Annotated in this window: 24 protein-coding genes; 18 read left to right on the plus strand and 6 right to left on the minus strand. The window is 71.0% G+C overall.

Annotated features, from left to right (window positions below; all coding sequences use genetic code 11):
- Nucleotides 1–20 precede the first annotated feature (20 nt).
- Nucleotides 21–767 carry an SDR family oxidoreductase gene (locus ABZ794_RS06445; protein ID WP_357514528.1) on the minus strand — a complete coding sequence of 249 codons (747 nt, stop codon included), beginning with the start codon at nucleotides 765–767 and terminating at the stop codon, nucleotides 21–23.
- Between the two features lie 159 nt (nucleotides 768–926).
- Here ABZ794_RS06445 and ABZ794_RS06450 point away from each other — a divergent pair, with 159 nt between their 5' ends.
- From ABZ794_RS06450 to ABZ794_RS06470, 5 genes are read left to right on the plus strand one after another with little or no spacing between them, the layout of a single operon-like run.
- On the plus strand, nucleotides 927–2222 hold the full coding sequence (locus ABZ794_RS06450) for an extracellular solute-binding protein (protein WP_357514530.1): 1296 nt from the start codon (nucleotides 927–929) through the stop codon (nucleotides 2220–2222).
- A gap of 1 nt (nucleotide 2223) precedes the next feature.
- Nucleotides 2224–3144 carry a sugar ABC transporter permease gene (locus ABZ794_RS06455; RefSeq protein ID WP_210785678.1) on the plus strand — a complete coding sequence of 307 codons (921 nt, stop codon included), beginning with the start codon at nucleotides 2224–2226 and terminating at the stop codon, nucleotides 3142–3144.
- Nucleotides 3141–3962 (plus strand): carbohydrate ABC transporter permease, encoded by an 822-nt coding sequence (locus ABZ794_RS06460; protein ID WP_196920834.1) that lies wholly within the window; start codon nucleotides 3141–3143, stop codon nucleotides 3960–3962. Before ABZ794_RS06455 ends, ABZ794_RS06460 begins: the two co-directional genes overlap by 4 nt.
- Nucleotides 3959–6046 carry an alpha-galactosidase gene (locus tag ABZ794_RS06465; protein ID WP_238690746.1) on the plus strand — a complete coding sequence of 696 codons (2088 nt, stop codon included), beginning with the start codon at nucleotides 3959–3961 and terminating at the stop codon, nucleotides 6044–6046. Before ABZ794_RS06460 ends, ABZ794_RS06465 begins: the two co-directional genes overlap by 4 nt.
- Nucleotides 6047–6092: 46 nt before the next feature.
- Nucleotides 6093–8306 carry a glycoside hydrolase family 27 protein gene (locus ABZ794_RS06470; protein WP_357514532.1) on the plus strand — a complete coding sequence of 738 codons (2214 nt, stop codon included), beginning with the start codon at nucleotides 6093–6095 and terminating at the stop codon, nucleotides 8304–8306.
- 17 nt (nucleotides 8307–8323) lie between these two features.
- Here ABZ794_RS06470 and ABZ794_RS06475 read toward each other — a convergent pair whose 3' ends face one another.
- The 3 genes from ABZ794_RS06475 to ABZ794_RS06485 form a co-directional block, all read right to left on the minus strand.
- Complete coding sequence (locus tag ABZ794_RS06475) at nucleotides 8324–8629, minus strand: hypothetical protein (RefSeq protein WP_357514534.1); 306 nt, start codon at nucleotides 8627–8629, stop codon at nucleotides 8324–8326.
- 322 nt (nucleotides 8630–8951) lie between these two features.
- Nucleotides 8952–10202 (minus strand): HNH endonuclease signature motif containing protein, encoded by a 1251-nt coding sequence (locus ABZ794_RS06480; protein ID WP_238690749.1) that lies wholly within the window; start codon nucleotides 10200–10202, stop codon nucleotides 8952–8954.
- 139 nt (nucleotides 10203–10341) lie between these two features.
- Entirely contained in the window at nucleotides 10342–10821 is a 480-nt protein-coding gene (locus ABZ794_RS06485; RefSeq protein ID WP_357514536.1) for a helix-turn-helix domain-containing protein, read from the minus strand.
- 210 nt (nucleotides 10822–11031) lie between these two features.
- Here ABZ794_RS06485 and ABZ794_RS06490 point away from each other — a divergent pair, with 210 nt between their 5' ends.
- Nucleotides 11032–12501 (plus strand): MFS transporter, encoded by a 1470-nt coding sequence (locus ABZ794_RS06490; RefSeq protein ID WP_357514538.1) that lies wholly within the window; start codon nucleotides 11032–11034, stop codon nucleotides 12499–12501.
- Here ABZ794_RS06490 and ABZ794_RS06495 read toward each other — a convergent pair whose 3' ends face one another.
- Nucleotides 12502–13368 (minus strand): oxidoreductase, encoded by an 867-nt coding sequence (locus tag ABZ794_RS06495; RefSeq protein WP_357514540.1) that lies wholly within the window; start codon nucleotides 13366–13368, stop codon nucleotides 12502–12504.
- Nucleotides 13369–13523: 155 nt separating this feature from the next.
- Between ABZ794_RS06495 and ABZ794_RS06500 the strand changes: the two genes are divergently transcribed.
- Nucleotides 13524–14405 carry a helix-turn-helix transcriptional regulator gene (locus tag ABZ794_RS06500; RefSeq protein WP_210785685.1) on the plus strand — a complete coding sequence of 294 codons (882 nt, stop codon included), beginning with the start codon at nucleotides 13524–13526 and terminating at the stop codon, nucleotides 14403–14405.
- 5 nt (nucleotides 14406–14410) lie between these two features.
- Here ABZ794_RS06500 and ABZ794_RS06505 read toward each other — a convergent pair whose 3' ends face one another.
- Nucleotides 14411–14902, minus strand: coding sequence for a helix-turn-helix domain-containing protein (locus tag ABZ794_RS06505; RefSeq protein ID WP_210785686.1), 492 nt, complete (start codon nucleotides 14900–14902; stop codon nucleotides 14411–14413).
- A gap of 122 nt (nucleotides 14903–15024) precedes the next feature.
- Here ABZ794_RS06505 and ABZ794_RS06510 point away from each other — a divergent pair, with 122 nt between their 5' ends.
- The 11 genes from ABZ794_RS06510 to ABZ794_RS06560 all read left to right on the plus strand — a co-directional run bounded on the left by ABZ794_RS06510 (nucleotide 15025) and on the right by ABZ794_RS06560 (nucleotide 25518).
- A complete protein-coding gene (locus ABZ794_RS06510; RefSeq protein WP_210785687.1) occupies nucleotides 15025–15804 on the plus strand; it encodes an SDR family oxidoreductase in 780 nt (259 codons plus the stop codon).
- A 35-nt stretch (nucleotides 15805–15839) separates the two neighbouring features.
- Entirely contained in the window at nucleotides 15840–16172 is a 333-nt protein-coding gene (locus ABZ794_RS06515; protein ID WP_357514543.1) for a nuclear transport factor 2 family protein, read from the plus strand.
- 49 nt (nucleotides 16173–16221) lie between these two features.
- Nucleotides 16222–16764 carry a TetR family transcriptional regulator gene (locus tag ABZ794_RS06520; RefSeq protein ID WP_357514545.1) on the plus strand — a complete coding sequence of 181 codons (543 nt, stop codon included), beginning with the start codon at nucleotides 16222–16224 and terminating at the stop codon, nucleotides 16762–16764.
- An 88-nt stretch (nucleotides 16765–16852) separates the two neighbouring features.
- Nucleotides 16853–17884, plus strand: coding sequence for a medium chain dehydrogenase/reductase family protein (locus tag ABZ794_RS06525; protein ID WP_357514546.1), 1032 nt, complete (start codon nucleotides 16853–16855; stop codon nucleotides 17882–17884).
- 287 nt (nucleotides 17885–18171) lie between these two features.
- The gene (locus ABZ794_RS06530; RefSeq protein WP_357514548.1) at nucleotides 18172–18348 is read left to right on the plus strand and encodes a hypothetical protein; all 177 of its coding nucleotides are present in this window, start codon (nucleotides 18172–18174) and stop codon (nucleotides 18346–18348) included.
- Entirely contained in the window at nucleotides 18345–19349 is a 1005-nt protein-coding gene (locus ABZ794_RS06535) for a glycosyltransferase family 4 protein (RefSeq protein WP_210785692.1), read from the plus strand. The genes ABZ794_RS06530 and ABZ794_RS06535 overlap by 4 nt, the downstream gene beginning before the upstream one ends.
- A gap of 115 nt (nucleotides 19350–19464) precedes the next feature.
- Nucleotides 19465–20601 (plus strand): glycosyltransferase, encoded by a 1137-nt coding sequence (locus tag ABZ794_RS06540; protein WP_238690756.1) that lies wholly within the window; start codon nucleotides 19465–19467, stop codon nucleotides 20599–20601.
- Nucleotides 20598–21650: a glycosyltransferase gene (locus ABZ794_RS06545; protein WP_210785693.1), complete on the plus strand. Its 1053-nt coding sequence runs from the start codon at nucleotides 20598–20600 to the stop codon at nucleotides 21648–21650. Before ABZ794_RS06540 ends, ABZ794_RS06545 begins: the two co-directional genes overlap by 4 nt.
- A complete protein-coding gene (locus ABZ794_RS06550; protein ID WP_357514550.1) occupies nucleotides 21647–23137 on the plus strand; it encodes a glycoside hydrolase family 130 protein in 1491 nt (496 codons plus the stop codon). The genes ABZ794_RS06545 and ABZ794_RS06550 overlap by 4 nt, the downstream gene beginning before the upstream one ends.
- A gap of 29 nt (nucleotides 23138–23166) precedes the next feature.
- Nucleotides 23167–24381 carry a PP2C family protein-serine/threonine phosphatase gene (locus ABZ794_RS06555; protein ID WP_210785695.1) on the plus strand — a complete coding sequence of 405 codons (1215 nt, stop codon included), beginning with the start codon at nucleotides 23167–23169 and terminating at the stop codon, nucleotides 24379–24381.
- Between the two features lie 69 nt (nucleotides 24382–24450).
- Nucleotides 24451–25518, plus strand: a complete 1068-nt coding sequence (locus ABZ794_RS06560) for a DUF2855 family protein (protein WP_357514551.1) — start codon at nucleotides 24451–24453, stop codon at nucleotides 25516–25518.
- The last annotated feature ends 1 nt before the right edge of the window (nucleotide 25519 follow it).

Here is a 25519-nt window from a genome sequence, read left to right on the forward strand (position 1 = left end):
CGCTGGTCGGTATCGATCTCTCAGGCCGAGGCTTTCACCGCTGTCCAGCCACCGTCCACCACGAGGCTCGCGCCGGTGATGTAGGCGGCGTCCGGCGAGGCGAGGAAGGCGACAGTGGCGGCCACCTCGTCCGGTGTGCCGAAGCGCTTCGCGACGGTCTCCGCGATGCTGCGCCGGCGGTCCTCTTCGGACACGTCGGCCCAGGCGGCGGTGAGGATCGGCCCGGGCAGCACTGTGTTGACCCGGACCTGCGGGCCGTACTCGACGGCGAGTTGGCGGCCGAGCGCGACCAGGCCGCCCTTGGCCGCCGCGTACGCGGGCCGGCCGGGCAACCCGACCAGCGCGTGCACCGAGGAGATCAGCACCACCGCGCCGGAGCGTGCCCGCAGGTCGTCAAGGCAGGCGCGGACGCCGAGGAAGGAGCCGGTGAGGCTGACGCCGAGCTGGTGGTCCCAGGACTGCCGGCTGGTCTCGTGCGCCGGGGCGACCCGGACGGCGTACGCGGTGCTGACCAGGATGTCGACCGGGCCGAGGCGGTCCCGTACGGCGCTCACGGTTGCCGTCCAGTCGGCCTCGTCGCTGACATCGCCCACTACGGACAGTGCTCGGTCGCCGCGCGCTGTCAGTTCCTCGGCCAGTGGGGCCGGATCGGCCACGTCGAGCAGCGCGACAGCTGCTCCTTCGGCGGCGAGTCGCCGGGCGATGGCCGTGCCGATTCCACCCATCGCACCGGTGACCAGCGCGTTCTTGCCCTCAAGCCGACGCATAAGCTGATCCACCTGACCCTCGCCTTGGTCTCGTCTAATCATTAATTACGAAGATATCTTGACAGTCGGCGACGGCCGATGCAACCTTCTCGTCACAGCATTCACATGGACGACACATCGCGTGGTGACGCTGAGTGTCGTAAAGGAAGGGATACCTCCGTGAGCGACTTCGACCCCGGTCGCCGGCGATTCCTTGGCCACCTTGGGCTCGCCGGACTGGGCGCGCTCGGCGCCAGCTCGTTCCTCAGCGCGTGCGCCAGCTCCGCCAGCGGGCCGACGACGAGCAACGGCTCGGGCGCGGTCACCATCCAGTCCAACCTCTCCTCGCCGCAGGCCAAGGCGGCGATGGAGAAGCTGATCGAGACCTTCAACGCGCAGGGCAAGGGCACGGCGAGTCTCAACACGATCGCCTCGGAGACCTTCCGGACCCAGCTGCCGACCTACCTGACCTCGGCCAACCCGCCGGACCTCTACACCTGGTACGCGGGCTCGGTCGCCAACGACTACGCCAGCAAGAACCTGTTGCTGGACGTCTCGGAGGTGTGGAAGTCACTGGACGACTACCCCCAGTCGTTACGCACGCTCTCCACCGACGCCAGCGGCAAGCAGATCTTCGTGCCGATGAACAACTACTGGTGGGGCTTCTTCTACCGCAAGTCCAACTTCGCCAAGTGGGGCGTGCAGGAGCCGAAGACCTGGACCGAGTTCCTGGCGCTGTGCGAGACGCTGAAGAGCAAGGGCGTCCCGCCGATCGGCATCGGCCTCGGCGACACCCCGTGGGTGGCCTCGGCCTGGTTCGACTACCTGAACATCCGGATCAACGGCGCGCCGTTCCACCGCGAGCTGCTCGCCGGCAAGCAGCGCTTCGACGACCCGAAGGTCAAGGCGGTCTTCACCCGCTGGCGCGAGGCCCTGCCCTACTTCGATCCCAAGGGCAAGGCGTACCCGTTCCAGGAGGCGACCACCGCGCTGCTGGCCGGCAAGACCGGCATGTTCCTGATCGGCACGTTCTTCGCCGACGCCGCACCCAAGGACGCGCTCGGCGACCTGGACTTCTTCCGGTTCCCGATCATCGATCCGGCGGTGCCGCTGGCCGAGGAGGCGCCGACCGACGGCTTCTTCGCCAGCGCGAAGACCGCCAACCCGACCGGCACCAAGGCCCTGCTCAGCTACCTCTCCGGGGTCGAGGCCCAGGAGGCGTACGTCAAGGCCAGCTCCGGCATCGTGCTGCCGGCCAACCCCAGGGCCAAGGCGTCGGACTCGCCGCTGGTGGTCAAGGGCAAGGCGATGCTGGACGAGGCCAAGGAGCTGACCCAGTTCTTCAACCGCGACTCCAGCGACGCGCTCCAGCCGACCGCGGACACCGCGCTGACCAAGTTCATCGACAAGCCGGACCAGATCGACGCGATCCTGCGGGAGTGGCAGGCCGGCGCCGAGAAGGTCTTCAAGGGCTGACGTGACAGCAACGATCTCCACGACGTCGGTCACACCCACCCGGCGGCGGCGACGGTCGGCTCGACTGTCGCCGCTGCTGGTGGCGTTCGTCCTCGTGCCGTTCGCGGTCGAGAGCGTCTGGGTCTTCTGGCCGGCGATCCAGGGCTTCTGGTTCTCCCTCACCCGCTGGGACGGGATGACACCGCCGACCTTCGTCGGCACCGACAACTACGTCGAGCTGGCCGGCGACGCCACCTTCCGGGGTGCGCTGGTCAACACGGTGATCTGGCTGGTGCTCTTCGGCGGCCTCTCCGTGCTGGGCGGGTTCGGCATGGCGCTCGTCCTGCAGAAGGAACGGCGCTTTGTCGGCTTCTACCGGGCCGCGCTGTTCACCCCGGTGGTGTTCTCGCTGGTGGTGACCGCGCTGGTCTGGCGGGTCTTCTACCAGCCCGACGGCATCGCCGACACGCTGCTGCGGGCCGTCGGCCTGGAGCAGCTGATCCGGCCCTGGCTCGCCGACCCGCAGACCGCCCTGTACGCGGTGATCCTGCCCGCGCTGTGGCGGCAGATCGGGTACGTGATGGTGCTGTTCCTGGCCGGGTTGAAGGCGATCGACCCGGCGCTGCACGAGGCGGCCCGGGTGGACGGCGCCAACTCCTGGCAGCGGCTACGACACGTCACGATTCCCCAGCTCAAGGGGGTCAACGCAGTGGTTCTGTCGGTCATCGTGATCGACTCATTGCGCTCGTTCGACATCGTCTGGTCGCTGACCAAGGGCGGGCCGTACCACTCGTCGGAGCTGCTCAGCACCTACATGTACTCGACCGCGTTCCAGAGCCTGCGGCTGGGCTACGCCTCGGCGATCGCTGTCGTGATCTTCGTGCTCGCGCTGGCCGTCATCCTCGGCTACCTGGTCCGCGCGTTCCGGGAGGAAGCGTCATGAACAAGCTCCGTACCGGGGCCTTCCACACCGGCATGATCCTGCTCTCGCTGCTCTGGCTGGGCCCGGTGCTCTGGGTGGTGGTGATGTCCACCCGGTCGTTCGACGACATCGCCGCGCACGGTGTGGGCAGCCTGCCCCGGTCGTTCACACTGGACACCTACCGGCAGGCGTGGACCGACGGCGGCGAGCTGCGGGCGCTGATCAACAGCATGCTGGTCACCGTCCCGTCGGTGGCGCTGAGCCTGGGGCTGGCCGCGATGGCCGCGTTCGCGCTGAGTCGCTTCCGGATCCCCGGACGGCGGACGATCCTGCTGCTGATGCTCGCCGGCAACCTGCTCCCACCGCAGATCCTGCTCATCCCGGTGGCCAAGTTCAGCGAGCTGACCGGCCTGTACGACACGCTCTGGGCGTTGATCGCGGTGCAGGTCGGCTTCGGGCTCGGCTTCTACACGTTCGTCCTGCACGGCTTCATGCGGGACCTGCCGGGAGAGATCCAGGAGGCGGCCACCATCGACGGCGCCGGCACGGCACAGATCTTCACAAAGGTGATGCTGCCGCTGACCCGGCCCGCGTTGGCCGCTCTCGGGGCGCTGTCGTTCACCTGGATCTTCAACGACCTGCTCTGGGCGATCACCGTGCTGCGTACCGATGACAACATGCCGGTCACCCCGGCGCTGCTCGCCCTCCAGGGCCAGTTCGTCTCGTCCTGGAACGTCATCGCCGCCGGTACTGTCATCGCGGCCGTGCCCACCGTCGCGGTGTTCCTCCGCTTCCAGCGGCACTTCGTCTCCGGCCTGGCGCTCGGAGCGGTCAAGTGACCGCCGAGGCCGGGCAGCGCTGGACGCTGCGGGGCACGCACACCGAGTACACGGTGCGGGTACCCGCGCACGGTCGCTGGCTGGAACTCGTCGCGTGGGGGCCGCACGGCGTCTCCGACGGGCCCTCGCCGGTCGCCTACGACGGCCCGGTCCCCTTCCTCACCGCCGGGGACGCGGCCCCCATCGAGTACGCCACCGACGCCGACCGCCCGTTCACCGGCGCCGACCTGGTGATCGAAACCTCCAACGGGCAGCGCCGGGTGGGCTTCGTGCACACCGACGCGCGGATCGACGCCGACCAGCGGGAGCTGGCCGTCGAGTTCGCCGACCAGGTCACCGGGCTGCACGCCACGGTGCACTACCGGGTGCCCGTCGGCACCGACGTGGTGCAGCGGTGGGTCGACCTGACCAACGACGGCACCGGCGCGCTGCGGGTCGTCCGGGCCGGATCGGGCGGGTTCTGCGTACCGACGCCGCACGGCGCGCTGCTCAGCCACCAGTGGGGCCAGTGGGAGCAGGAGTTCCAGCTCTCCCACGTCGAGCTGGGCCACGGCACGTTCAGCATCGGCAGCTCCCAGGGCGTACCCGGGCATCTGCACGTGCCGTGGCTGGCCGTGCGCGACACCGCCGAGCCGGCCGGTCCGACGTGGGGGATGGCGCTGGCCTGGACCGGCTCGTGGGAGATCAGCGCCGAGCGGGACACCGGCGGCCTGACCCGGGTCCGGGTCGGCCGTCAGCTGGTCGACGGCCCGCTGGAGTTGGCCGCCGGCGAGCGCCTGACACTGCCGGTGGCCACCGGGGCGTACAGCCCGGACGGCCTGGACGGGCTGGCCCGGGTCTGGCACACCCACCAGCGGTTGCTGGCCGCCGACCGGCTCAGCCCCCGCCCGGTGCTCTACAACTCCTGGGAGGCGACCTACTTCGCGGTCGAGGCGCAGAGTCAGCTCGCGCTCGCCCGGATCGCCGCCGAGCTGGGCGTGGAGACGTTCGTCGTGGACGACGGCTGGTTCGTGGGCCGCGACGACGACACCGCCGGGCTGGGCGACTGGACGCCCGACCCGGCGAAGTTCCCGGCCGGGTTCGACACGTTCATCGCCGACGTCCGCGCGCTCGGGCTGAACTTCGGGCTCTGGGTCGAGCCGGAGTGCGTCAACCCGAAGTCGTCCCTGTACGCCGAGCACCCGGACTGGGTCTACTCCGTCGACGGCCGGCCGCTCACCCCGGTCCGCAACCAGTACCTGCTCGACCTGGGCCGGTCGGAGGTCGCCGAGTTCGTTCACTCCACAGTCGACGGCCTGCTGCGCCGGTACGACATCGACTACCTGAAGTGGGACTTCAACAGGCCGCGTACCGAGCCGGGTCGGTCCGGCGGGTCGGGCCCGCTCGACCTGGACGGCGCGCACGTCGCCAACCTGCACCGGATCTACGAGCGGTTGCGCCGGGACCATCCCGGTGTGCTGATCGAGGCGTGCGCCGGCGGGGGCGCGCGGACCGACCTGGCGATGGCCGCCCGGGCCGACGTCTTCTGGCCCAGCGACAACACCGGCCCGCTGGACCGGCTGGCCATCCAGTACGGCTTCCTGCACGCCAACGCCCCACACCTGCTCAGCTCCTGGGTCACCGACGCGCCCGGCCTGTTCGACGCCCGTCCCCGGTCGTTGGCGTTCCGATTCGTCCTGGCGATGGCCGGTGTGCTCGGCATCGGCGCGGACATCCGGGCGTGGACCCCCGCCGAGCGGGCCGAGGCGGCCGGCTGGATCACCCGCTACAAGGACATCCGGGACGTCGTCACGCGCGGCGAGGTGCACCTGATCGGTGGCCCCGACCAGGCCCGCTGTGCGGTGCAGTACACCGCGCCGGACGAGAACCAGGTCGTCGTGCTGGCCTGGCACACCGGCCGGCTCGACGGCGCCGGGCTGCTTCCGTCCCGCCCGGTCCGGTTGCCCCTGCGCGGCCTCGACCCGGCGGCCCGTTACTCGCACGGCGATCGGCACTACTCCGGCAGCCACCTCGCCACCGTCGGCCTGCCCGTGCAGTGGAGCGCGACCCACGACGCCGACCTCATCGTGCTGACCCGCGACTGAGATCGGAGCACCACCACCCCCACCCCCGAGGGACAGGAGTACCTCCATGCGCCTGAACCGACAGCTGACCGCTGCCCTGGCCGTGCTCGGCCTGGGCCTGGCCAGCCCGATGCCGGCGATGGCCGGCCCACCCCCCGCCGACCCACCACGGGCCGGCCACGGGCCCGGCCGCCCCGGTAACGCCCCGCCGGCCACCGGCGCCGAGGACCAGGGCGCGCCGGCCTTCTTCAACAGCGGCCTCGCCCCGACGCCCTACCAGGGCTGGAACACCTACTTCGGTCTCGGTGGCGACCCCACCGAGGCCGAAGTACGGTCGGTGACCGACTACATGGTCACCAGTGGTCTACGGGACGCCGGCTACACCTACGTGTGGATCGACGGCAACTGGGCCGCGCCCACCCCCCGCAACGACGCCGGTCAGCTCGTCGCCGACCCGGCCCGCTTCCCCGGTGGAATGGCCGCGCTGGCCGCGTACATCCACAGCAAGGGGATGAAGGCCGGCATCTACACCGACGCCGGCCCGTACCTGCCGGGACAGTGTGGGCTCGGCAGCAACGGCCACTACCGGGCGGACATCGCCCAGTTCGCCGGCTGGGGCTTCGACGCGCTGAAGGCCGACTGGCTCTGCGGCCGGGCCGCCGGCCTCGACCCGGAGACCACCTTCCGGGAACTGGCCGAGGCGGTACGCCAGTCGCCCCGACCGATGCTGCTCAACATCTGCAACCCGGTCAGCTCGGACTGGGGCGGCGGCCCGTACCCCCCGGAGCAGCTCTCCACCTGGAGCTACACGTACGCGCCCACCATCGCCGACTCCTGGCGGACCTACACGGACGTGGGGCTCACCGACCCGACTCCGCAGTGGGCGTACCCGTGGGTGCTGCGCAACATGGACGTCAACGCGTACCACCCGGCGGCCACCGGACCGGGGCACTACAACGACCCGGACTACCTGCTGCCGATGCGTCCACTGCCCGACGGCGGGTACGAGTTGAGCCTTGACGAGTCCAAGACGCAGCTCGGCATGTGGGCCATCATGGCCGCGCCGCTGGTGATCGGCTCCGACCCGCGGGGCCTGCCGAAGGAGATGATCTCGGCGCTGACCAACCCCGAGATCATCGCGGTGGACCAGGACCCGCTGGTCCGGCAGGGCGTCAAGGTCGCCGACACCGGCACCGACGCGCAGGTGTGGAGCAAGGTGCTCACCGGCTCCGGAAAGCGGGCGGTCGCGCTGCTCAACCGGCACGACACCGCCCAGCAGATCACAGTGAACTTCGCCGACGTCGCCCTCGGCGGGTCGGTCAGGGTCCGTGACCTGTGGTCCCGCTCCAACGTGGACGCCAAACCGGGCAGCCCGGGCGTACAGCCGTTCACCGGCTCGTACACCGTCGAGGTGCCGGCGCACGGGGTGGCCATGCTCGGCCTGACCGGCGCCGACCAGGTCGCCGGCGCCGACCTCGGTGGCACCGCCAGCGCCAGCCCGGCGCTGGTCCGGGTGGACGACACCCACGCCACCGCCTTCGTCCGCGACGCTTCCGGTGCGCTGGCGGTCAACACCCGCACCGGTACGACGTGGGGCACGCACTGGACCTCGCTCGGCGGCCCGGTGGGCGGCCGGATCCTCGGCCAGCCGGCGGCGTACGGCTCCGCCGACGGGCGGCTCGACGTCTTCGTCCGCGGCACCGACAACGCCGCCTGGCAGCGCAGTTACGTGGCCGGTAGCTGGGGACCGTGGCGCAGCCTCGGCGGCACGCTGACCGACGCGCCGACGGTGGCGTGGACCAACCCGACGCAGTGGACCCTCGTCGCCCGCGGCGCCGACGGCAAGCTCTGGTCGCGTACGCCGAACGCCGGCTGGACCGGCGTCGGGGCTCCCGAGAATCGGCCGTTCTACGGTCGGCCGAGCGCTGTCGTCGACGACGCCGGCGTGCTGCACGTGGCGGTCCGCAGCCGCACCGACGAGGTGTGGTGGAGCAGCCGGACCGGCACCACCTGGTCGGCCTGGACCAACCTGGGCGGCACCACCAGCGGTAGCCCGACACTGCTCGCCACCTCCGGCCGGGTCTACCTGTTCGCGCTGGCCGCCGACAACCGGCTCTGGCAGCGCAACCTGGCCGACGGCGCCTGGGGCGGCTGGTTCCGACGCGGTGAGTTCGCCACCGACGCGTTCCGGAGTGCTCCCGGAGCCGCCGCCGGTGCCAACGGCAGCGCCTGGCTGGCGGTACGCGGTGTCGACGACCGGGTGCACCAGGTCACCCTCTGATCCAGGTGGCGGGCCGTCTACCGACGGCCCGCCACCGGCACCATCCGTGCCGGGCCGTCCCACGGGGGGACCCAGGCGGCGGCCTGGTCGGCCAGCGCCTCCGCCGCGTACCGGACGGGCTCGTCCGGACGCCCGGCCACTCTGAGCCGGGCCAGCGCCGAGAGCGCCTGCACCAGCGGCCAGATCGCACCGACCCGCCGAGCGTCGGCCACCACCTCCCGCAGCGCCCGTTCGGCCACCTCCACGTCGTCGCGTCCCTCGGCACTGCCGGCGCCCTCCTCGGCGTTGCCGCCACCCGGCCATCGTCCGTCCCATCCGGACAATCCACGGCGCGGCTGGTCAAGCCGTGGGTCAGGTGCGCGGTTGCTCGGAGTTCCACAGGCGTGCGGTCGGGCGGCTCTCCGCGTGGCCGAGCACCCGGAGCAGTACGTGCGCCATCGCCCAGGCAGAGCGGCTAGGCGCGGTGTAGGAACGGACGCATCTGCCTAGCCCGCGTCGTCAAGCGCGGAGCGGCGCCTGTGTCCCGTCGAGCGGGTGAAGCGCAGCCCCGGCCCGACCCCGGCCACCGGGAGCGAGCCCGTCGCCCGGAACGCGCGCATGTGGTTGCCCGGCTTGAAGGGCTGCGCGGGCGTTGGCTGGCTGCTCTTACGTTCGTCGGTGGTAGTGGTTGCGGCGGGGGAGTTGTTCGGGGTCGAGCCAGGCGGGTGGGATGAACTCGGGGTGTCCGTCGTCGCCGAGCCGGACGACCCAGTCGGCCTGGTGGACGTGTCGGTGGTGGTGGCCGCAGAGGAGGACGGCGTTGTCGAGGTTGGTGGTGCCGCCGTCGGCCCAGTGGTGGATGTGGTGGGCGTGGCACCAGCGGGGTGGTCGGTCACAGCCGGGGAAGGCGCAGCCGCGGTCGCGGATGACGAGGGCGCGGCGCAGTGGCCCGGTGATGAGGCGGCGTTGTCGACCCACGTCGAGGACCTGACCGGTCCCGCCGAGGACGGCCGGCAGGATAGCGGCGTCACAGGCGAGCCGGCGCACCGTGCCTGGGGTGAGTTCTAGGCCGATGTCGAGCGCCCCGGTCGACAGCTGCCGGGTCAGCCCGTCGTAGTTGGTGGTGATGACGATCTGGGCGGAGTCGCCGCCGCTGTCGGGCAGTTCGCCGGTTCGGAGGGCGAGTCGGCAGATGTCGGCGAGGGCGTCGTGGCGGCGTTGTCCGGGGGAGCGGGTGTCGTCGGGGCCGGATGGTGCGGTCAGTGGGTCGATGGCGGCGCGGAGTAGGCCGGCGGTTTCGGTGTCGAGGGTGCCGGTGAGTCGGAGGCGACCGTCGGTCTGTTCGGAGAGGGTGAGGTGGCGGTCGCGGGTGGCGCGGCGGTGTTCGGCGTCGAGTGCGGCTTGGGTGGCGGCGTCGGCGATGTCGGGGGCGACGTGGTCGAGGATGCGGGTGCCGAGTTTGCGCAGGTGGGTGGGGTCGAATTGTGCGGCCCAGCCGACGAGCACACCGACTGCTTTGTCGGCGGTCTCGGCGTCGGCCGACCTGTTCACGGTGTCGAGGGTGTCGGCGATGACCCGGGCCTGGTCCAGGCTGATGGCGCCATCAGCCAGCGCTTGTCGGATGCCGGGGTTGCCGGTGTCGAGGGCCGTGGAGAGGTCGACGAGGCGTCGGGCGGCGGGAACGGTCAGCCGCAGTCGCTCGCGGAGCCAGACCCCAGTGCAGGAGGCGCCCTGCGCCCGGGGCGTGCCGCGGCCGTCGAGCTCGCGGACCAGAGCGAGTTTGACGGCGGCGAGCCGTTGCTCCAAGCGGTGCGCGGCATCGAGCGCGGCGATCAGGTCGTGCTCCGGCAGGGCCCAGGCGGCGGCGTCGACGCAGGCGGCGACGGCGTCGTCTGCCAGCGCCAACTCCTCGACCATGCCCCGACACTAGAACAGGTGTACGACACTTTCAGTCATCATGATCGATTGCTTCGCGGCAGGCAGCGTGTAGCTGGCAGGGCAGGGCAGGGCAGCCTGTCGGCAGTGTCGCTTCGGAGCGTGGTCGTTGGCCGGAGCGTCAGTCGCGCCGGACGAGGCCCGGGCCGGCGACGATGTCGATGTCGCCGTCGGCGATCTCATGGCCGGCGGCGCAGCGGAGCACCGCGCGGATCGGCTCGCCGCAGTCGTGGTGGGTGGCGACGACGGACGGGCCGGTGTCGGTGGCGGCCCAGGTGTCGCCCCAGTTGCGCAGTGCGGTGATGACGGGCAGGAGTTCGCGGCCCTTGCGGGTGAGTTGGTACTCGTGGCGGGTGCGCTGCCCGGGCTCCCGGTAGGGAATTCGTTCGAGCAGTTCGGCGGCGACCATCTCCTTGAGGCGGGCCGCCATGGCGGGCTCGCCGACGCCGACCCGGCGGACGAAGTCGTCGAAGCGGCGCGTGCCGAGCAGGGCCTCGCGCATGATCAGGACCGTTGACCTGCTGCCCACGATGTCCATCGCCCGGGCCACCGAGCAGTTTTCGCTCGTCCAGGAATCGCGGTCGTCTCGTAGGTCCTCCATGCCTCCAGCGTACCTGACTTGCATGGAGGCTAGTCAGGTGCTTCACTGGGTCGAGCTGACTTCAGCATACGCAAGTCAGATCACCAGCCTGAAGGATCTTCAGTGACCACCAGCGCCACGGCCCCAACCCCACCCGGGAAGACCCCATCAGGACCGGCGGCACCCGGGTCGGCCGCCGTCGCCCGCTCATCCTTGCGCGGCTCCCGCCCGGTGACCCTGATCGCCATGTGCCTGGGCGCGATGATCACGTTCCTGCAGATCACCGCGACGGTATCCGCGTTGACCACGATCCAGCAGGACCTGCGGGTCGACCCCACCACTCTGGTCTGGATCCCCAGCGCCTACACCCTGATGGTGGCGAGCGCCGTGCTGTCCGCGGCCACCCTGGGCAGCCGCTACGGGCGTAAGCGCATGTTCGGCGCCGGGGTCGTCGCGATGATCGTCGGCGCAACCGTCGTGGCTGGCGCTCCGACCGTCGCATGGGTGATCGTCGGACAGTTGGTCGCGGGCCTCGGCGGAGCCCTGATCCTGCCGAACAGCCTGGCGATCCTCGGCGCGACCTTCACCGATCCGCACCGACGGACCGAGGTCATCACCGCGTGGTCGGCGGCCTCCGGCATCGGCCTCGCGATCGGCCCGCTCATCGCCGGCACCCTGCTGCGGCACTACCAGTGGCACAGCGTCTACCTGTCGACGATCGCGCTGGGTCTGGTCACCCTCGTCGTCGCCATCGTCGGGGTGGCCGAGTCCCGGCCGAGCGCCGCCCGACTCGACGTGCCCGGCCTGCTACTGGGCACCGTCGCCATCGCGGCCGCCGTCTACGCGCTGATCCAGGGCGGCAAGGTCGGCTACACCAACCCGGTGGTGTCGACGGCCTGGGTCGTCGCGGTCGTCGCACTTGTCGCGTTCGTGCTGGTAGAACTGCGGGCCAACGCGCCAATGCTCGACGTGCGGCTGTTCCGGTCCCGGTCGTTCAGCGCCGTCATGGTCGTCGGCGCGGTGTCGCTGTTCGGCTTCACCGGCGTGGCGATCCTGCTGGTCCTCTTCCACGAACGTGCCCAGGCGCTCAGCCCGCTGGACACCGGCTGGCGCATGTTGGTGCTCTTCGGCGCGTACGTGCTGGTGGCCTTCGGTGCCGGGCGCGCGATTCGTCGTACCGGATTCAAGGCGCCGTTGACCCTCGGCCTGGTCCTCGGTGCGGTGGCCAGCTTCGCGTTGGCCAACCAGGGGCCGACCACGTCGTTCGGTGACCGCTGGGCGCTGTTCGCATTGTTCGGCGCGGCCAGCGGTCTGGTGGTGGCCCCGGCGACGGCGGCGGCATTGGCCAGCGTCGCGCCCGCCCAGGCCGGCATGGCCTCCGGCGCGGTCAACGCCGCCCGACAGGTCGGCTCGGTGCTCGGTTCGTCAGTGCTCGGCACTCTCCTCACCACCACGATGGTGGCCGACCTGCCGGACCGGCTCGCCGCGCACCAGATCGGCGAACCCACCCGTACCGCCGTGCAGGCAGCGGTGGCCTCCGGCGCCAACAGCGGCCAACCGCTGCCCGACCCGGTCCGGGCGGCGATCGCCGAGGCGCTGACCTCCGGTGTCCAGGCGGGGTTGCGGGTCAACGGCGTCGTCTTCCTCGTCACCGCAGTGCTGGCGCTCACCCTGATCCGCAACCGGCCGCACCAGCACTAGTCAGGAAGCCAACGCGTCCAACTCCTCGACGGCGTCGGTCGGCAGTTTCAGGTCGGCCGCCGCCACGTTCTCCCGCAGGTGCGCCAGGCTGGAGGTGCCGGGGATCAGCACTGTGGTGGGGGAGCGCTGGAGCAGCCAGGCGAGGGCTACCTGCTGCGGTGAGGCACCCAGTCGGGCGGCCACGCCGTCGAGCGTGTCGGACTGCAACGGCGTGAACCCGCCGAGCGGGAAGAACGACGCGAACGCGATGTTCTCCTCCGCGCACCGGTCGAGAAGGGCGTCGTCCTGCCGGTTCGCGAGGTTGTAGAGGTTCTGCACGGTGACCACCGGCGCGATGGCCTGCGCCTCGTCGAGCTGGTCGAGCGTCACGTTGCTGAGCCCGAGGTGCCGGATCAGGCCCTCCTGCCGCAGCTCCGCCAGGGCGGCGAACTGCGCACCGAGTGGCGCGTCGCCGGTGCCCTCGGCCATGCCTACCCGCAGGTTGACCACGTCGAGGACGTCCAGGCCGAGGTGTTCCAGGTTCTCCCGTACCTGGGCCTTGAGGTCGTCCGGCTCCAGAGCCGGGATCCAGGAGCGGTCGGCGCCGCGGCGCGCGCCGACCTTGGTGACCAGGTGCAAACCCTGGGGGTACGGGTGGAGCGCCTCGCGGATCAGCTCGTTGACCACGACGGGTCCGTAGAAGTCGCTGGTGTCGATGTGGCGGACGCCCAGGTCGACGGCCTCGCGGAGCACGGCGAGCGCCTGCTCGCGGTCGCGGGGCGGGCCGAAGACACCCGGGCCGGCCAACTGCATCGCCCCGTAGCCCATCCGGCTCAGGGTGAGGCCGTCAGCGGGGGTGAGGGCACCGCCGGGAAGGTTCTCGCTCATCTCATCCTCTGTCCGTTGTCGTCGTGACATCTGCGGCCGTTCGGAACCGGCCCTTCGACGACTGTCCGCCGGCAGCCGCCCAGGCGGCAGGGCGAGCTGTTCCTGGTAGTGACACAGCCAGTCACCGGGCCGCCCGGCGATCTACCGTCGGTGGCATGGACGCAACGAACCCGCTCGGCGACTTCCTGCGCGCCCGCCGGGAGCAGACCCGGCCCGAGGACGTCGGGCTCGGCCCGGGCGTGGGCCTGCGCCGGGTGCCGGGCCTGCGGCGTGAGGAGGTGGCGATGCTGGCCGGCATCAGCGCCGACTACTACCTCCGATTGGAGCAGGGTCGCGAGCGGCACCCTTCGGTGCAGGTCCTCGATGCCCTCGCCGGGGTGCTGCGGCTGGATCCGGAGGCGACCGCGTACATGATCGGGTTGAGCCGTGCGCGGTCGCGCCGGGCGGCCCGACCGGCCGCCGAGCGGGTGCCGGCCAGCATCCTGCACCTGCTGCGGCAGCTCTCCATGCCGGCCTTCGTGCAGAATCGCTACCTCGACATCCTGGCGTCGAACCCGATGGCGAGGGCGCTGTCGCCGAATCTCGCCCCGGGCGCCAACCGACTCCTGGCGGTGTTCCTGGACGAGGCCGAGCGGGAGCTGTTCCGCGACTGGCGGCAGGCGATGCAGAGCGTCGTGGGGCAGATGCGTGCCGACTCGGGCGGGGCCACCGACGACCCACGGTTGACGGCGCTGGTGGGCGAGTTGTCACTCAAGAGCGACTGCTTTCGGCAACTGTGGGCGCGCCACGAGGTGCGTCGGCGGGAGGGCATCGTCAGCCGGCTGCACCACCCCGAGGTGGGCGATCTCGACCTGTACTGCGACAAGCTCGCGGTGGCGGGCGCCGACGGGCAGCTGCTGGTGATCTACCACGCCGAGCCCGGTACGGAGTCCGCCCGCTCGTTGGCGCTGCTCGGCTCGATCGCCGCCAGCAGCGCCGACGACGTGCCGGACAGCCTCCGACCCGGCGACCCGGCCCGCCTCCATCCGCTGGAGTGAGCCGGTCAGGGCCGCTGCGGGGTAACCCGGGTGGGGATGTGCTCGTAGCGTTTGCGCATGGTCTCGCTGGCGGCCGGGCCGGCGGCGAACACGAAGTCGGCGTCGTCGAGCGGGCGACCGGTGCGGCGGTCCACGATCACCGGGTCGGCCTCCACCCCTGTGGTCCGGTCGACGAGGATCATGCTGCGCTCGCTCGGCTCGAGGCGTGAGTTACCCCAGGCGGCGAGGGCGACGACGACGGGCCGCAGGCTGCGGCCGAGGTCGGTGAGGACGTACTCGTAACGGTCGGGCCTGGTCTGGTAACGGCGTCGTTCGAGCAACCCCTGACCGGTGAGGGTCTTCAGCCGGCTGGTCAGGATGCTGGACGAGACGCCCAGGTTGGCCTGGAACTGGTCGAACCGGGTGTAGCCGTCGAAGGCGTCGTGCAGGATCAACAGCGTCCACCACTCGCCCACGTGGCCGAGCGCGCTCGACAGCGGGCATTCGCGGTCCTCCAAGCGGATCTTCCCGGCCACAACTGTGCCCTCTCCCGAGTAGGTGCTAGTGTCGAAGTTAGTAGCTGCTGTTTCAGCAGTAACTATACGACTGCCGCTTCATGCTGCCCAGACAGGAGTAACAGATGTCCCAGCGGGACTCACTGCACGGTCGCCGTGCGCTGGTGACCGGAGGTACGAAGGGGGCCGGCGCGGCGATCGCCGCCCGGCTGCGCGAGGTCGGGGCGGACGTGTGGGTCAGCGCCCGCAGTGAGCCGGCGGGGTACGAGTTCGCCGATCGGTTCATCGCCGCCGACACGTCGAGCGTCGACGGCGCGGGGACGGTGGCCGAACGCCTGCTCGCCGAGGGGGGCGCGGACATCGTCGTGCACGTCGTCGGTGGGTCGCACGCTCCGTCCGGTGGTTTCGCCGCGCTCACCGAGCAGGCCTGGATGGACGAGCTGAACCTCAACCTCCTCGGCGCGGTACGCCTGGACCGGCGCCTCGTTCCGTCAATGATCGAAAAGCGCGCCGGCGCGATCGTGCATCTCACCTCGATTCAGCGGCGCAAGCCGATGTACCAGGCCACCCTGGGGTACGCGGCGGCCAAGGCGGCGCTGACCGCGTACAGCAAGGGTTTGGCCAACGAACTCGCTCCGTACGGCATCCGGGTGAACAGCGTGGCACCCGGCTTCATCCAGACCACCGCCGCCGACGCGCTCGTCGACCGCCTCGCCGTGGGGAGTGGTGTCGACCGCGACACCGCCCTGGGGCAGTTGATGGACTCGCTGGGTGGGATCCCGCTCGGCCGCCCGGCGCGGCCGGAGGAGGTCGCCGACCTGGTGGCCTTCCTGGTCTCCGAGCGTGCCTCGGCGATCGTCGGCGCCGAACACGTCATCGACGGCGGCACCATCCCGACGGTCTGACCTGATCTTCACAACGTCCAGGGAGGACGCCAACCATGACCGCCACCCAGGCCGCACCGGCCATCATCCGCCGCTACTTCGAGCTCGCCGGCCAGCCCGACTCCGAGGACTACTTCGCCCTCTTCGCCGAGGACGCCGTGGTCGAGGACGAGTCGACCGAGCACCGGGGCATCCAGGCCATCCGTGCGTGGCGTCGTGCCGTGCCGCTGGTGTCGTACGAGATCACCGACGTCGAGGTCACTGCCACCGGCACCGTCGTGACCACGACGATCACCGGCGACTTCCCCGGCAGCCCGTTCGCCGGTCTCCGGTACCGCTTCGGTGACTACGACGACGATGCGATCCGGCTGCTGCGCATCGCACCCTGACAAACCGAGCGACTTGACGACCCTTGTTTGTGAGTGCACACTTACAAACATGCGATCCACTGCCGAGGCCCGCCGGGTCACCGTCCTGAACACCGCCGTGTCGGTGTTCGCGCGCGCCGGCTTCCACGCCACCCCGGTCACCGCCGTGGCCGCCGCCGCCGGCATCTCCGAGGCGTACGTCTTCCGGCTCTTCTCCGGGAAGCTCGGCTTGTTCGTGGCGGCGGCCGGGGCGTGTTTCGACCGGATCGCCGACGCGATCGAGGCGGGTGCGGAGCGCGCCCGGGGTGACAGCCCGGAGGAGGTCCTCGACGCCATGGGCGGTGCCTACGCGGAGTTGATCGCCGATCGCGACCTGCTGCTCTTCCAGGTGCAGGCGCAGGCCGTCACGGACATCCCGGAGGTCGCCGAGGCGGTGCGGGCCGGCTACCGGCGGGTCGCGACCTTCGTGCAGAGTCGGGCCCGGGCCAGCGACGCGCAGGTGCAGCAGTTCTTCGCGTACGGCCAGTTGTGCCACCTGATCGTGACCGCCAGCCTGGAGCAGGTCCCTGAGCCCTGGGCCCGAGCCCTGACCGCCGGCATTCGCCACCCCTGACCGACCCCGACGCTGGGCCGCTACGGCGGCCCAATCTTTCGGTCCAACAAGTGTGTGAGTGCGCACTTACAAACAAGGGAGAACCTCGATGACCACCGAAACGACGATCACCGAAGTGGTACTGCCCGGCGTGGTCGAGCCCGACGGCCTCCTGCTGCACCGGCGCGCGATGCCCGTGCCCGCCCGGGGGCAGGCGCTCGTCGAGGTCGAGGCCACCGGCATCTCGTTCGCCGAGCAGCAGATGCGCCTCGCCCTCTACCCCGGCCAGCCGAAGTTCCCGTTCGTGCCCGGCTACGACCTCGTCGGCACCGTCCGGGAGGTCGGTCCCGGCGGCGACGACGCACTGGTCGGCACCAGGGTGGCGGCGGTCACCAAGACCGGTGCCTGGGCCACGCGCGCGCTTGTCGACATCGATGCCCTGGCCCCGGTGCCCGTGGGTCTGGACCCTGCCGCGGCCGAGACCGTCGTCGTCAACGGGGTGACCGCCTGGCAGATGCTGCGGGACGCCGACCTGACGGCCGGACAGATTATCCTCGTGCACGGCGCGAACGGCGGCGTCGGGAGCGTGCTCGTCCAACTCGGCCGACACCTCGGCCTGCGAGTCATCGGCACCGCCGCCGAGCGGCACCACGCCGGGCTGCGCGCACTCGGCGTCGAACCGCTCGACTACCGCGACCCGGACATGGCCGCGCGGGTCCGCGGGCTGTCGCCGGGTGGCGTCGACGCCGTCTTCGACCCGGTGGCCGGCCCGGGCGTACGCACCTCGTACGCCCTGCTCGCCCCCGGCGGCAAACTGGTCGTCTACGGCAATGCCGCCGCCGTCGGCACCGGGCAGTCGGTCGTGTGGGTCTTCGTGAAGCTGCTGACCCGCCTCTACACCTGGAACGCGCTGCCCAACGGCCACCGGGCCGGCTTCTACAACTTCTGGGCCGGCCAGCTCACCCGGCGCGCCGCGTTCCGCCGTCGCCTGCGCACCGATCTCGGCATCGTGTTCGACCTGCTGCGGCAGGGAGTGATCGTGCCGCAGATCGCCGCCCGCTATCCGCTCAGCGAGGTCTCCGCGGCACTGGTGTTCGCCGAGAACCGCACCCGGGCCGGCAAGGTGGTGCTGGAGCCCTGACCTCCGGCCCGTCCAGGGCTGGTGCGGCGGACCGCCGCGAGGGCGTACGGTGAACATGTCGCCCGGGACCCCGGTGGCCGCCAGACGCCGTCGCCACCAGCCCGCCAGGGGCGTTACCGCTCATCTTCTCCATCGCCGCGACGTGACGGTCGTGTCGGCTGATCGCAGACCGCGTCCCGACCGACCGGCGCCGCGTCGTCGGTGTCCGGCGGTCGGTTGCCCGACGCGCGCACCTGGGTACACCCTCCGTGCGAATTGTTCCGAACGCCTTAACTAGGGAGTACCAGATGAGGATCGCCAGGGATCGGATCGTCGCCGCACTTCGCGACCGGGGTCAGGTGGCCCGGGCCGCCTGGGTCGAGCGCGAACTGCCCGAGTGGGTGGACCCGGCCAAGCACTCAGGGCTGCTCGCCACCCTGAACCTCAACCCAGCTGATCTCGTCGACGCGTCGTCTTCCCCTTGAGGGTTGCGCTGCTCGGACCGGTCGCCTGGCGTACGCCCCCACATCACTACGGCCCGTGGGAGCAGGTGACCGGCTTGCTCGCCGAGGGGCTGGTCAGCCGCGGGATCGACGTGACGCTCTTCGCGACACTGGACTCCGTCACGTCCGCCCAGCTCGACGGAGTCTGCCCACGGGGGTACGCGGACGACCCGGACCTGGACGGTCGGGTGTGGGAGGCGATGCACGTCTCCCACGCGATGGCCCGCTCGGCGCAGTTCGACCTCGTGCACAGTCACCTGGACTGGCTGCCGCTGGCGTTCGCGGAACACTGCCGCGCGCCGCTGCTGACCACTGTGCACGGTTTCTCCGGCGCGGGGATCCTGCCCGCCTATGGCCGAGCCCGCTCGTCGTACGTGTCGATCTCCGACGCCGACCGGGCGCCGGAGCTGGACTACGTGGCCACGGTCTACCACGGCGTCGATGTCGCCGGACTGCCGTTCACCAACAAGGCCGGTCCTGGGCTGGCGGCCTTCGGCCGGATCCACCCGGACAAGGGCACCCACACCGCGATCGAGATCGCCCGCCGCGCCGGCCGGCCCCTCACCATCTGCGGGATCGTCCAGGACGAGCGGTACTTCGCCGAACAGGTGGCCCCGCACATCGACGGCGACCAGGTCGCCTTCCTCGGGTCGGTGGGTCCGCGACGGCGTGCCGAGGTACTGGGTGACAGCACCGCACTGCTGCACCCGATCGCCTTCGACGAGCCGTTCGGGCTGTCGGTGGTGGAATCGATGGTCTGTGGCACCCCGGTCGTCGCCTACAAGCGAGGCTCCATGCCCGAGGTCGTCGACGAAGGGGTGACAGGTCTCCTCGTCTCCACCGTCGACCAGGCCGTCGAAGCGATCACCCGGGTCGCCGGCCTCGATCGGGTGCAGTGTCGGGCGCGGGCTTTGAAGCGCTTCAGCGCGGACCGGATGGTCACCGACTATCTCGCCGTCTACGACAATCTCGTCCGCAACTGACTGAACTGCACCGCTCTCCGTTCCGCCGGTCACACACGCTGACCGGCGTGCGCCGTCCCCGCGTGAGGCTCACTCGTACTCCTGCGGTGGCCGACAACCGGAAGGCCCGATGTTCATGCTCAGCTACGGATTCCTCAGCACCCACCCACCGACCCGGTGCGGACTGGCCACCTTCAACGCGGCCCTCGCCGCCCAGTTGACCGCCGACGGCACCCGCAGCGGCATCGTCCGGGTCACCGATCAGGGCGACGACCAGCGACCCGTACCCGGGGTCGTGCACACCTGGTCGGCGCGTAACCCGGCCGGCTGGCGGGAGGCGGCGGCCGCTCTGAACGCGTACGACGTGGCGATCGTCCAGCACGAGTACGGCATCTACCCCGGCACCGACGGCGAGGAGGTCCTGCCGTTGCTGCGGCGGCTCAGCGTGCCGAGCATCGTGGTTCTGCACACAGTGCTCAGCCAGCCCTCGGCCCGGCAGAAATCCCTGTTGGAGCAGATCGTGGCGACCGCCGGGGCGGTCGTCACGATGACCGACACGGCCCGCGACCGGCTGCTCGTCGGATACGCCGTGCCAGCGGGCAAGGTGACGGTTATCCCGCACGGCGCGGCCGAGCTTGCCGGCGTACCCGTCGACCGGCGTACCCGCCCGCACCTGCTGACCTGGGGGCTGCTCGGGCCGGGCAAGGGCATCGAGTGGTCGTTGCGGGCCCTCGCGCGGTTGCAGGATCTGGAACCGACTCCGACCTACACGGTGGCGGGGCGGACCCACCCGAAGGTGATCGAGCACCACGGTGAGGTGTACCGGGCGGGGCTGCACCAGCTCGGTGCCCAGCTGGGCGTCGCGCACGCCGTCGACTACCAGGACGTCTACCACGACCAGGAGGCGCTGGGCCGGTTGATCCGCTCCGCCGACGTGGTCGTCCTGCCCTACGACTCCCGCGAACAGGTCACCTCCGGGGTGCTCATCGAAGCGGTGGCCGCCGGAGTGCCCGTCGTGGCGACGGCGTTCCCGCACGCCGTCGAGCTGCTGACCGGTGGGCCCGGTCTGGTCGTACCCCACCAGAACCCGACGGCACTGGCCAAGGCGATCCGGCGGGTCCTGACCGAACCGGGCCTGACCGCCCGGTTGGCCGGACGGGTTCGCCCGCTGGCCGCGCACCTGCGTTGGCCTGCGGTGGCGGCCCGCTACGGCGCCCTCGCCGAAGAGCTCGTCGACGCCCGCTCACCCGCCGTCAGCGCCGTGCCGGCGTGACGGCGACCACCGGACGCCCCCGGACGTCGACGCGTGGGCGCTGGGTGACGGCACCCGCGCCGAGCTTCGCGCACCTGGCTCGGCTCAGCGATGACACCGGTCTGTTCGAGCACGCACGGCACGCCATCGTCCGGCGTGAGCATGGTTACTGCACCGACGACGTGGCCCGCGGCCTGCTGGTCGTCAGCCGCGAGCCGGAGCCGAGCGAGGAACTGCTCCGGCTGGCGGAGGGATACCTGGCGTTCCTGACCCACGCACAGGACGCCGGCGGAGCGTTCCGCAACCGGCTCGGGTACGACCGGCGTTGGGTCGACGAACCAGGGCTCGGCGACTGGTGGGGTCGAGCTCTGTGGGGCCTGGGCACTGCCGTCGCCCGCAGCCCCGCCCCATGGGTACGCGAGGAGGCGCTGGTCGCCTTCAGCCGGGGCGCCACCCGCCGAGCCAAGGCCCCGCACACGATGGCCTTCGCCGGTCTGGGCGCGGCCGAGGTGCTTCGCCGTCATCCGGGCCACGTCGCCGCCGCGTCCCTGCTGGCGGACGCGGCCAGCACGATCGGCCCGCCGGCCTCCGATCGGGGGTGGCCGTGGCCACGGCAGGAGCTGACGTACGCGAGTGCCGCCCTCGCCGAAGTGGTCATCGCCGCGAGTCAGCTTCGCGAGGGTGGCCCACCTCTCGACGATGGCCTGCGCATGTTGACCTGGCTGCGCGATGTCCAGCTCCGCGACGGACGGCTGTCGGTCGTACCCGCCGGGGGTTGGCGGCGCGGCGCCGTACGGCTGCACCACGACCAGCAGCCGATCGAGGTCGCCGCCCTCGCCGATGCCTGTGCCACGGCGGCCACTGTCACCGGTGACCCGGAGTGGGACAACGGGGTGCGGCAGGCGGTCGGATGGTTCCTCGGCGACAACGACCTCGGCACGCCGATGTGGGATCCGGCGACCGGCGGTGGCTACGACGGGCTGACCGCGCACGGGCCCAACCTCAACCAGGGCGCCGAGTCCACCCTCGCGCTCATCTCCACGCTGCAACACGCCCGGCGGTGGTCGTGACAGGGAGTCTGGCCGTCCGGCAGGACGTCACTCTCACCCCGGACCCACGCCGTGTCATCGTCAAGCTCTTCGTACCGGGTGAGGACGCCGCGGTGGTACGTAACCGCGCGCGGGCGCTCATCGACCGGGTCGCGCACCTCGACGACGAGGAGAGCGGCCGGCTGTTGCGGGACACGTTCGACCGGTTCGGCGCCCGGCACCGCGACCTGGCTGGCACCTTCCACCACCACTACGAGCTGGTCCGGCACCGCGCCGCGCGGGCCCGGGACCTCTCACCGAACAGCCGGCTGCTGGTCGGCGCCTACTTCAGCCACGAGTACGCAGTCGAGGCCGCCGCCCTGTGCAACCCGTCGATGGTGGTCCACCCGGACCAGAGCGGTCTCGGCCCGGGGCAGCTGCGCGTCGCCATCAGCCTGCGCCAGGTAGGGGAGGGCCACGTGTCCTCGATCGGTTTCGCCACCGCGATCGTCGGACCAGGGGAACAGCTCACGATCGCCGACCGGGCCGGGCCGTTGGTCGTCGGGCAGCGGATGGGCGTACGGCACCGCCGGGACCTGCTCGTTGCCGGCCTGGCCGAGGAGGAGTGCGACAACGAGGTCGCGGCCACGGTGCTGGACGCGTTGCCCGAGTGGTACGACGAGGCCGCCTTCGAGCGGGTGCTCGGCACCCTGCCACCCGATCTGCTCTCCCGCAGCACCGGGTTGGGGACCGTCGAACAACTTCGTCGCACCAACGCCGGTAGCTACGCCACGGCCTTCCCCGCGGACACGGTCCTGCACCAACGGGTGCTGTGGCCGGCGACCCCGGCGGAGAGCAACGGCATGGAGGACGCCCGGTTCGTCCGCTTCGTCGATGAATCCGGGCCGGTGTACCGGGCCACCTACACCGCCTACGACGGCCGGAACATCGCCACCCGGGCGCTGGCCAGCGACGACCTGCGCCGGTTCGAGATGACCCCGATGCGCGGACCGGGTGCCCGCAACAAGGGGCTCGCGCTGTTCCCGCGTACCGTCGGCGGCCGGCACCTGGCACTGTGCCGCGCCGACGGCGAGACCATCGGCCTGACCGCCCTGGACGGCGAGAGCCGCTGGCAGGCCCCGACCCCGTTGCACGCACCGGGCGAGAGCTGGGAATTGATCCAGGTCGGCAACTGCGGATCACCGATCGAGACCGACGTCGGCTGGCTCGTGCTCACCCACGGCGTCGGGCCGATGCGTCGGTACGCGATCGGTGCGCTCCTGCTCGACCTGCACACACCCGAGCGGGTCGTCGCTCACCTGCCTGGTGCGCTTCTCGCACCCGACGAGGACGACCGGGACGGGTACGTGCCGAACGTCGTGTACTCCTGCGGCGCGCTCGTGCACGACGGTGAGTTGTGGGTGCCGTACGGGGCGAGTGACGCGCGAGTGGGATTCGCCACCGTGCCGCTGTCCTCGCTCCTCAGCGCGATGGTCGAGGCGGGCGGAGAATGCGCTGGGGCGGGGTAGCCTCACCGCTGGACAGGGGGAGGTGAAGCATGGCCGACATCGGCGAGGTGGTGCGTTGGTTGCAGCTCAACGCGCCCCGGGGTGGCCCGGACGAGGTGTCGCAACTGGTCGCCCGTGCGGCGCCCGCTCTCGATGCCAGCGAGATCGTGATCTATCTGGCCGACTACACGCAGACCCTCCTCGTGCCGCTGCTCGGCGCGGGACTCGACCGGGATCAGTTGCCGATCGAGACGACGCTCGCCGGTCGGGCCTTCACCACCCTCGCCATCCAGCGCGCGCCCGACAACCCGGACCGGGTCTGGGTGCCACTGCTGCTCGGGTGTGAGCGGATGGGCGTACTGGAGATCGTCTCCCCGGCCGCCGCCGACGAGACGATGGACGCTCCGGCCTGGGAGGTGGCGGTCAACGTCGCCCAGATCCTGGTCAACCGCCGGCTCTACGGTGACGTGGTCGAGCGGATGCGGCGGCGGATGCCGATGCAGGTCGCGGCCGAGATCGTGTGGGGCCTGCTCCCGCCGCTGACCTTCGCCACCGACGACCTGGTGGTCACCGCCATCCTCGAACCGTGCTACGACGTCGGCGGCGACATCTTCGACTACGCGTTGAACGACGACGTGCTCAGCGTCGGGCTCTTCGACACCTGCGGGCACGGCATCAAGGCGAGCACCCTGGCCTCGCTGGTGGTCAGCGCGTACCGCAATGCCCGTCGGTGTGGCCTCGACCTGGTCGACACGGCGATCAGCATCGACCGGTGGGTGCGCTCCGAGCACCCGAACTTCTTCGCGACCGGGTTGCTCATCGAGTTGGACCGCCAGACCGGCCAGCTCAGCATGATCAACGCTGGGCATCCCGGTGCGATGTTGCTGCGTGACGGCAAGGCAGTTCGGGAGCTACCCGGGCCGACCGTGTTGCCGCTGGGCCTGGGTCACCTGTCCCCTCGCCGACCGCGGGTGCACGTGGAGAATTTGCACCCGGGCGACCGCATTCTCGCCTACACCGACGGCATCACCGACGCCCGTAGCGCGGAGGGGGAGCAGTTCGGGTTGGACCGGCTCGTCGACTTCGTCAACCGCGCCCTGAACGACGGGTTGCCCAGCCCGGAGACGATGCGTCGCCTGGTCCGCGCGGTCGTCGGCTACCAGGACGACCAACTCGATGACGACGCCACCGCCCTGTTCGTGGAGTGGCGGCCACCGCACCTGCCGCTCGCGCACCTCCGCGACCTCGCCGCGCTCCGACACTGACCGGGCGCAGTGGGATTTTGCACTCCCAGTGCACTTGTCTCCGATTGCGAGGCTGTCTAGCGTCACCTCATGGCTGACTCATGGACCTTCGCCGTGGCGCGTGACGACCTCGGGCAGACCACGCTCGTCGATGGCTCCACCCCCGCCCTGGCCGACGGTGAGGCGCTGCTGCGCGTGGACCGCGTCGGCCTCACCGCCAACAACGTGACCTACGCGGTGCTCGGCGACTCGATGCGGTACTGGCAGTTCTTTCCGCCGGCCGCCCAGGGCCTCGGGCCGCAGTGGGGCCTGCCGCCGCTCTGGGGCTTCGCCGAGGTGGTCGCCTCGGCGGTGGCCGGTGTCGAGGTAGGGCAACGGATCTACGGCTACCTGCCGCCCGCCGGTCACCTCGTGGTGCGGCCGGACCGGGTGGACGCGTCCGGGTTCCGCGAGGCGAGCCCGCACCGGGCCGAACTGCCGTCGCCGTACAACGCGTACCGGTCGACCACCGGCGACCCGGCGTACCAGCGCGACCAGGAAGATCTGCTGATCCTGTTCCGTCCGCTGTTCTTCACCTCGTTCATGCTGGCCGACCAGGTCGTCGACAACGACTTCTACGGTGCCGACGCGCTGCTGGTGTCGTCGGCGTCGAGCAAGACCGCGTACGCCGCAGCGTTCGAGCTGAACGGGCGTGGGCCGCGCCTGGTCGGTCTCACCTCGCCAAGCAACCTGGCGTTCACCCGGTCGCTCGGCTGCTACGACGAGGTCGTGTCGTACGACGACATCGACGCCCTCGACGTGGTCCCGACGGTCTATCTCGACCTGTCCGGGGCACCCTCGACCCGTGCCGCAGTGCGTCGACGCCTCGGCGATCGGCTCGTCCGGGACATCGCGGTCGGGCTCACCAACCAGACGCCGAACGCCGCCGCCGCCGAGGAGGTGTTCTTCGCGCCGGTGCAGATGCGCAAGCGCAGCCACGACTGGGGCCGCGACGGCCTCGACCAGCGGTTCACCGAGGCGTGGCAACGCTTCGCCGCGGTGGTGAGCGGGTGGCTGGACGTTCGGGTGGGTGCCGGGCCGGAGGCGCTGCGACACGCGTGGCTCGAGGTTCTCGCCGGTCGTACGCCGCCACGGGTGGGCCACGTCATCCAACTCTGAT

Source organism: Micromonospora sp. NPDC047187, assembly GCF_040643355.1.
GTDB classification, from domain to species: domain Bacteria; phylum Actinomycetota; class Actinomycetes; order Mycobacteriales; family Micromonosporaceae; genus Micromonospora; species Micromonospora salmantinae.

Coding starts and splice junctions, on each gene's coding strand:
- ABZ794_RS06515 (WP_357514543.1), top strand. CDS start 15,840: ATGACCGCCACCCAGGCCGCACCGGCCATCATCCGCCGCTACTTCGAG.
- ABZ794_RS06555 (WP_210785695.1), top strand. CDS start 23,167: ATGGCCGACATCGGCGAGGTGGTGCGTTGGTTGCAGCTCAACGCGCCC.
- ABZ794_RS06495 (WP_357514540.1), bottom strand. CDS start 13,368: ATGAGCGAGAACCTTCCCGGCGGTGCCCTCACCCCCGCTGACGGCCTC.
- ABZ794_RS06520 (WP_357514545.1), top strand. CDS start 16,222: ATGCGATCCACTGCCGAGGCCCGCCGGGTCACCGTCCTGAACACCGCC.
- ABZ794_RS06460 (WP_196920834.1), top strand. CDS start 3,141: ATGAACAAGCTCCGTACCGGGGCCTTCCACACCGGCATGATCCTGCTC.
- ABZ794_RS06540 (WP_238690756.1), top strand. CDS start 19,465: ATGCTCAGCTACGGATTCCTCAGCACCCACCCACCGACCCGGTGCGGA.
- ABZ794_RS06525 (WP_357514546.1), top strand. CDS start 16,853: ATGACCACCGAAACGACGATCACCGAAGTGGTACTGCCCGGCGTGGTC.
- ABZ794_RS06510 (WP_210785687.1), top strand. CDS start 15,025: ATGTCCCAGCGGGACTCACTGCACGGTCGCCGTGCGCTGGTGACCGGA.
- ABZ794_RS06480 (WP_238690749.1), bottom strand. CDS start 10,202: ATGGTCGAGGAGTTGGCGCTGGCAGACGACGCCGTCGCCGCCTGCGTC.
- ABZ794_RS06485 (WP_357514536.1), bottom strand. CDS start 10,821: ATGGAGGACCTACGAGACGACCGCGATTCCTGGACGAGCGAAAACTGC.
- ABZ794_RS06530 (WP_357514548.1), top strand. CDS start 18,172: ATGAGGATCGCCAGGGATCGGATCGTCGCCGCACTTCGCGACCGGGGT.
- ABZ794_RS06470 (WP_357514532.1), top strand. CDS start 6,093: ATGCGCCTGAACCGACAGCTGACCGCTGCCCTGGCCGTGCTCGGCCTG.
- ABZ794_RS06445 (WP_357514528.1), bottom strand. CDS start 767: ATGCGTCGGCTTGAGGGCAAGAACGCGCTGGTCACCGGTGCGATGGGT.
- ABZ794_RS06500 (WP_210785685.1), top strand. CDS start 13,524: ATGGACGCAACGAACCCGCTCGGCGACTTCCTGCGCGCCCGCCGGGAG.
- ABZ794_RS06560 (WP_357514551.1), top strand. CDS start 24,451: ATGGCTGACTCATGGACCTTCGCCGTGGCGCGTGACGACCTCGGGCAG.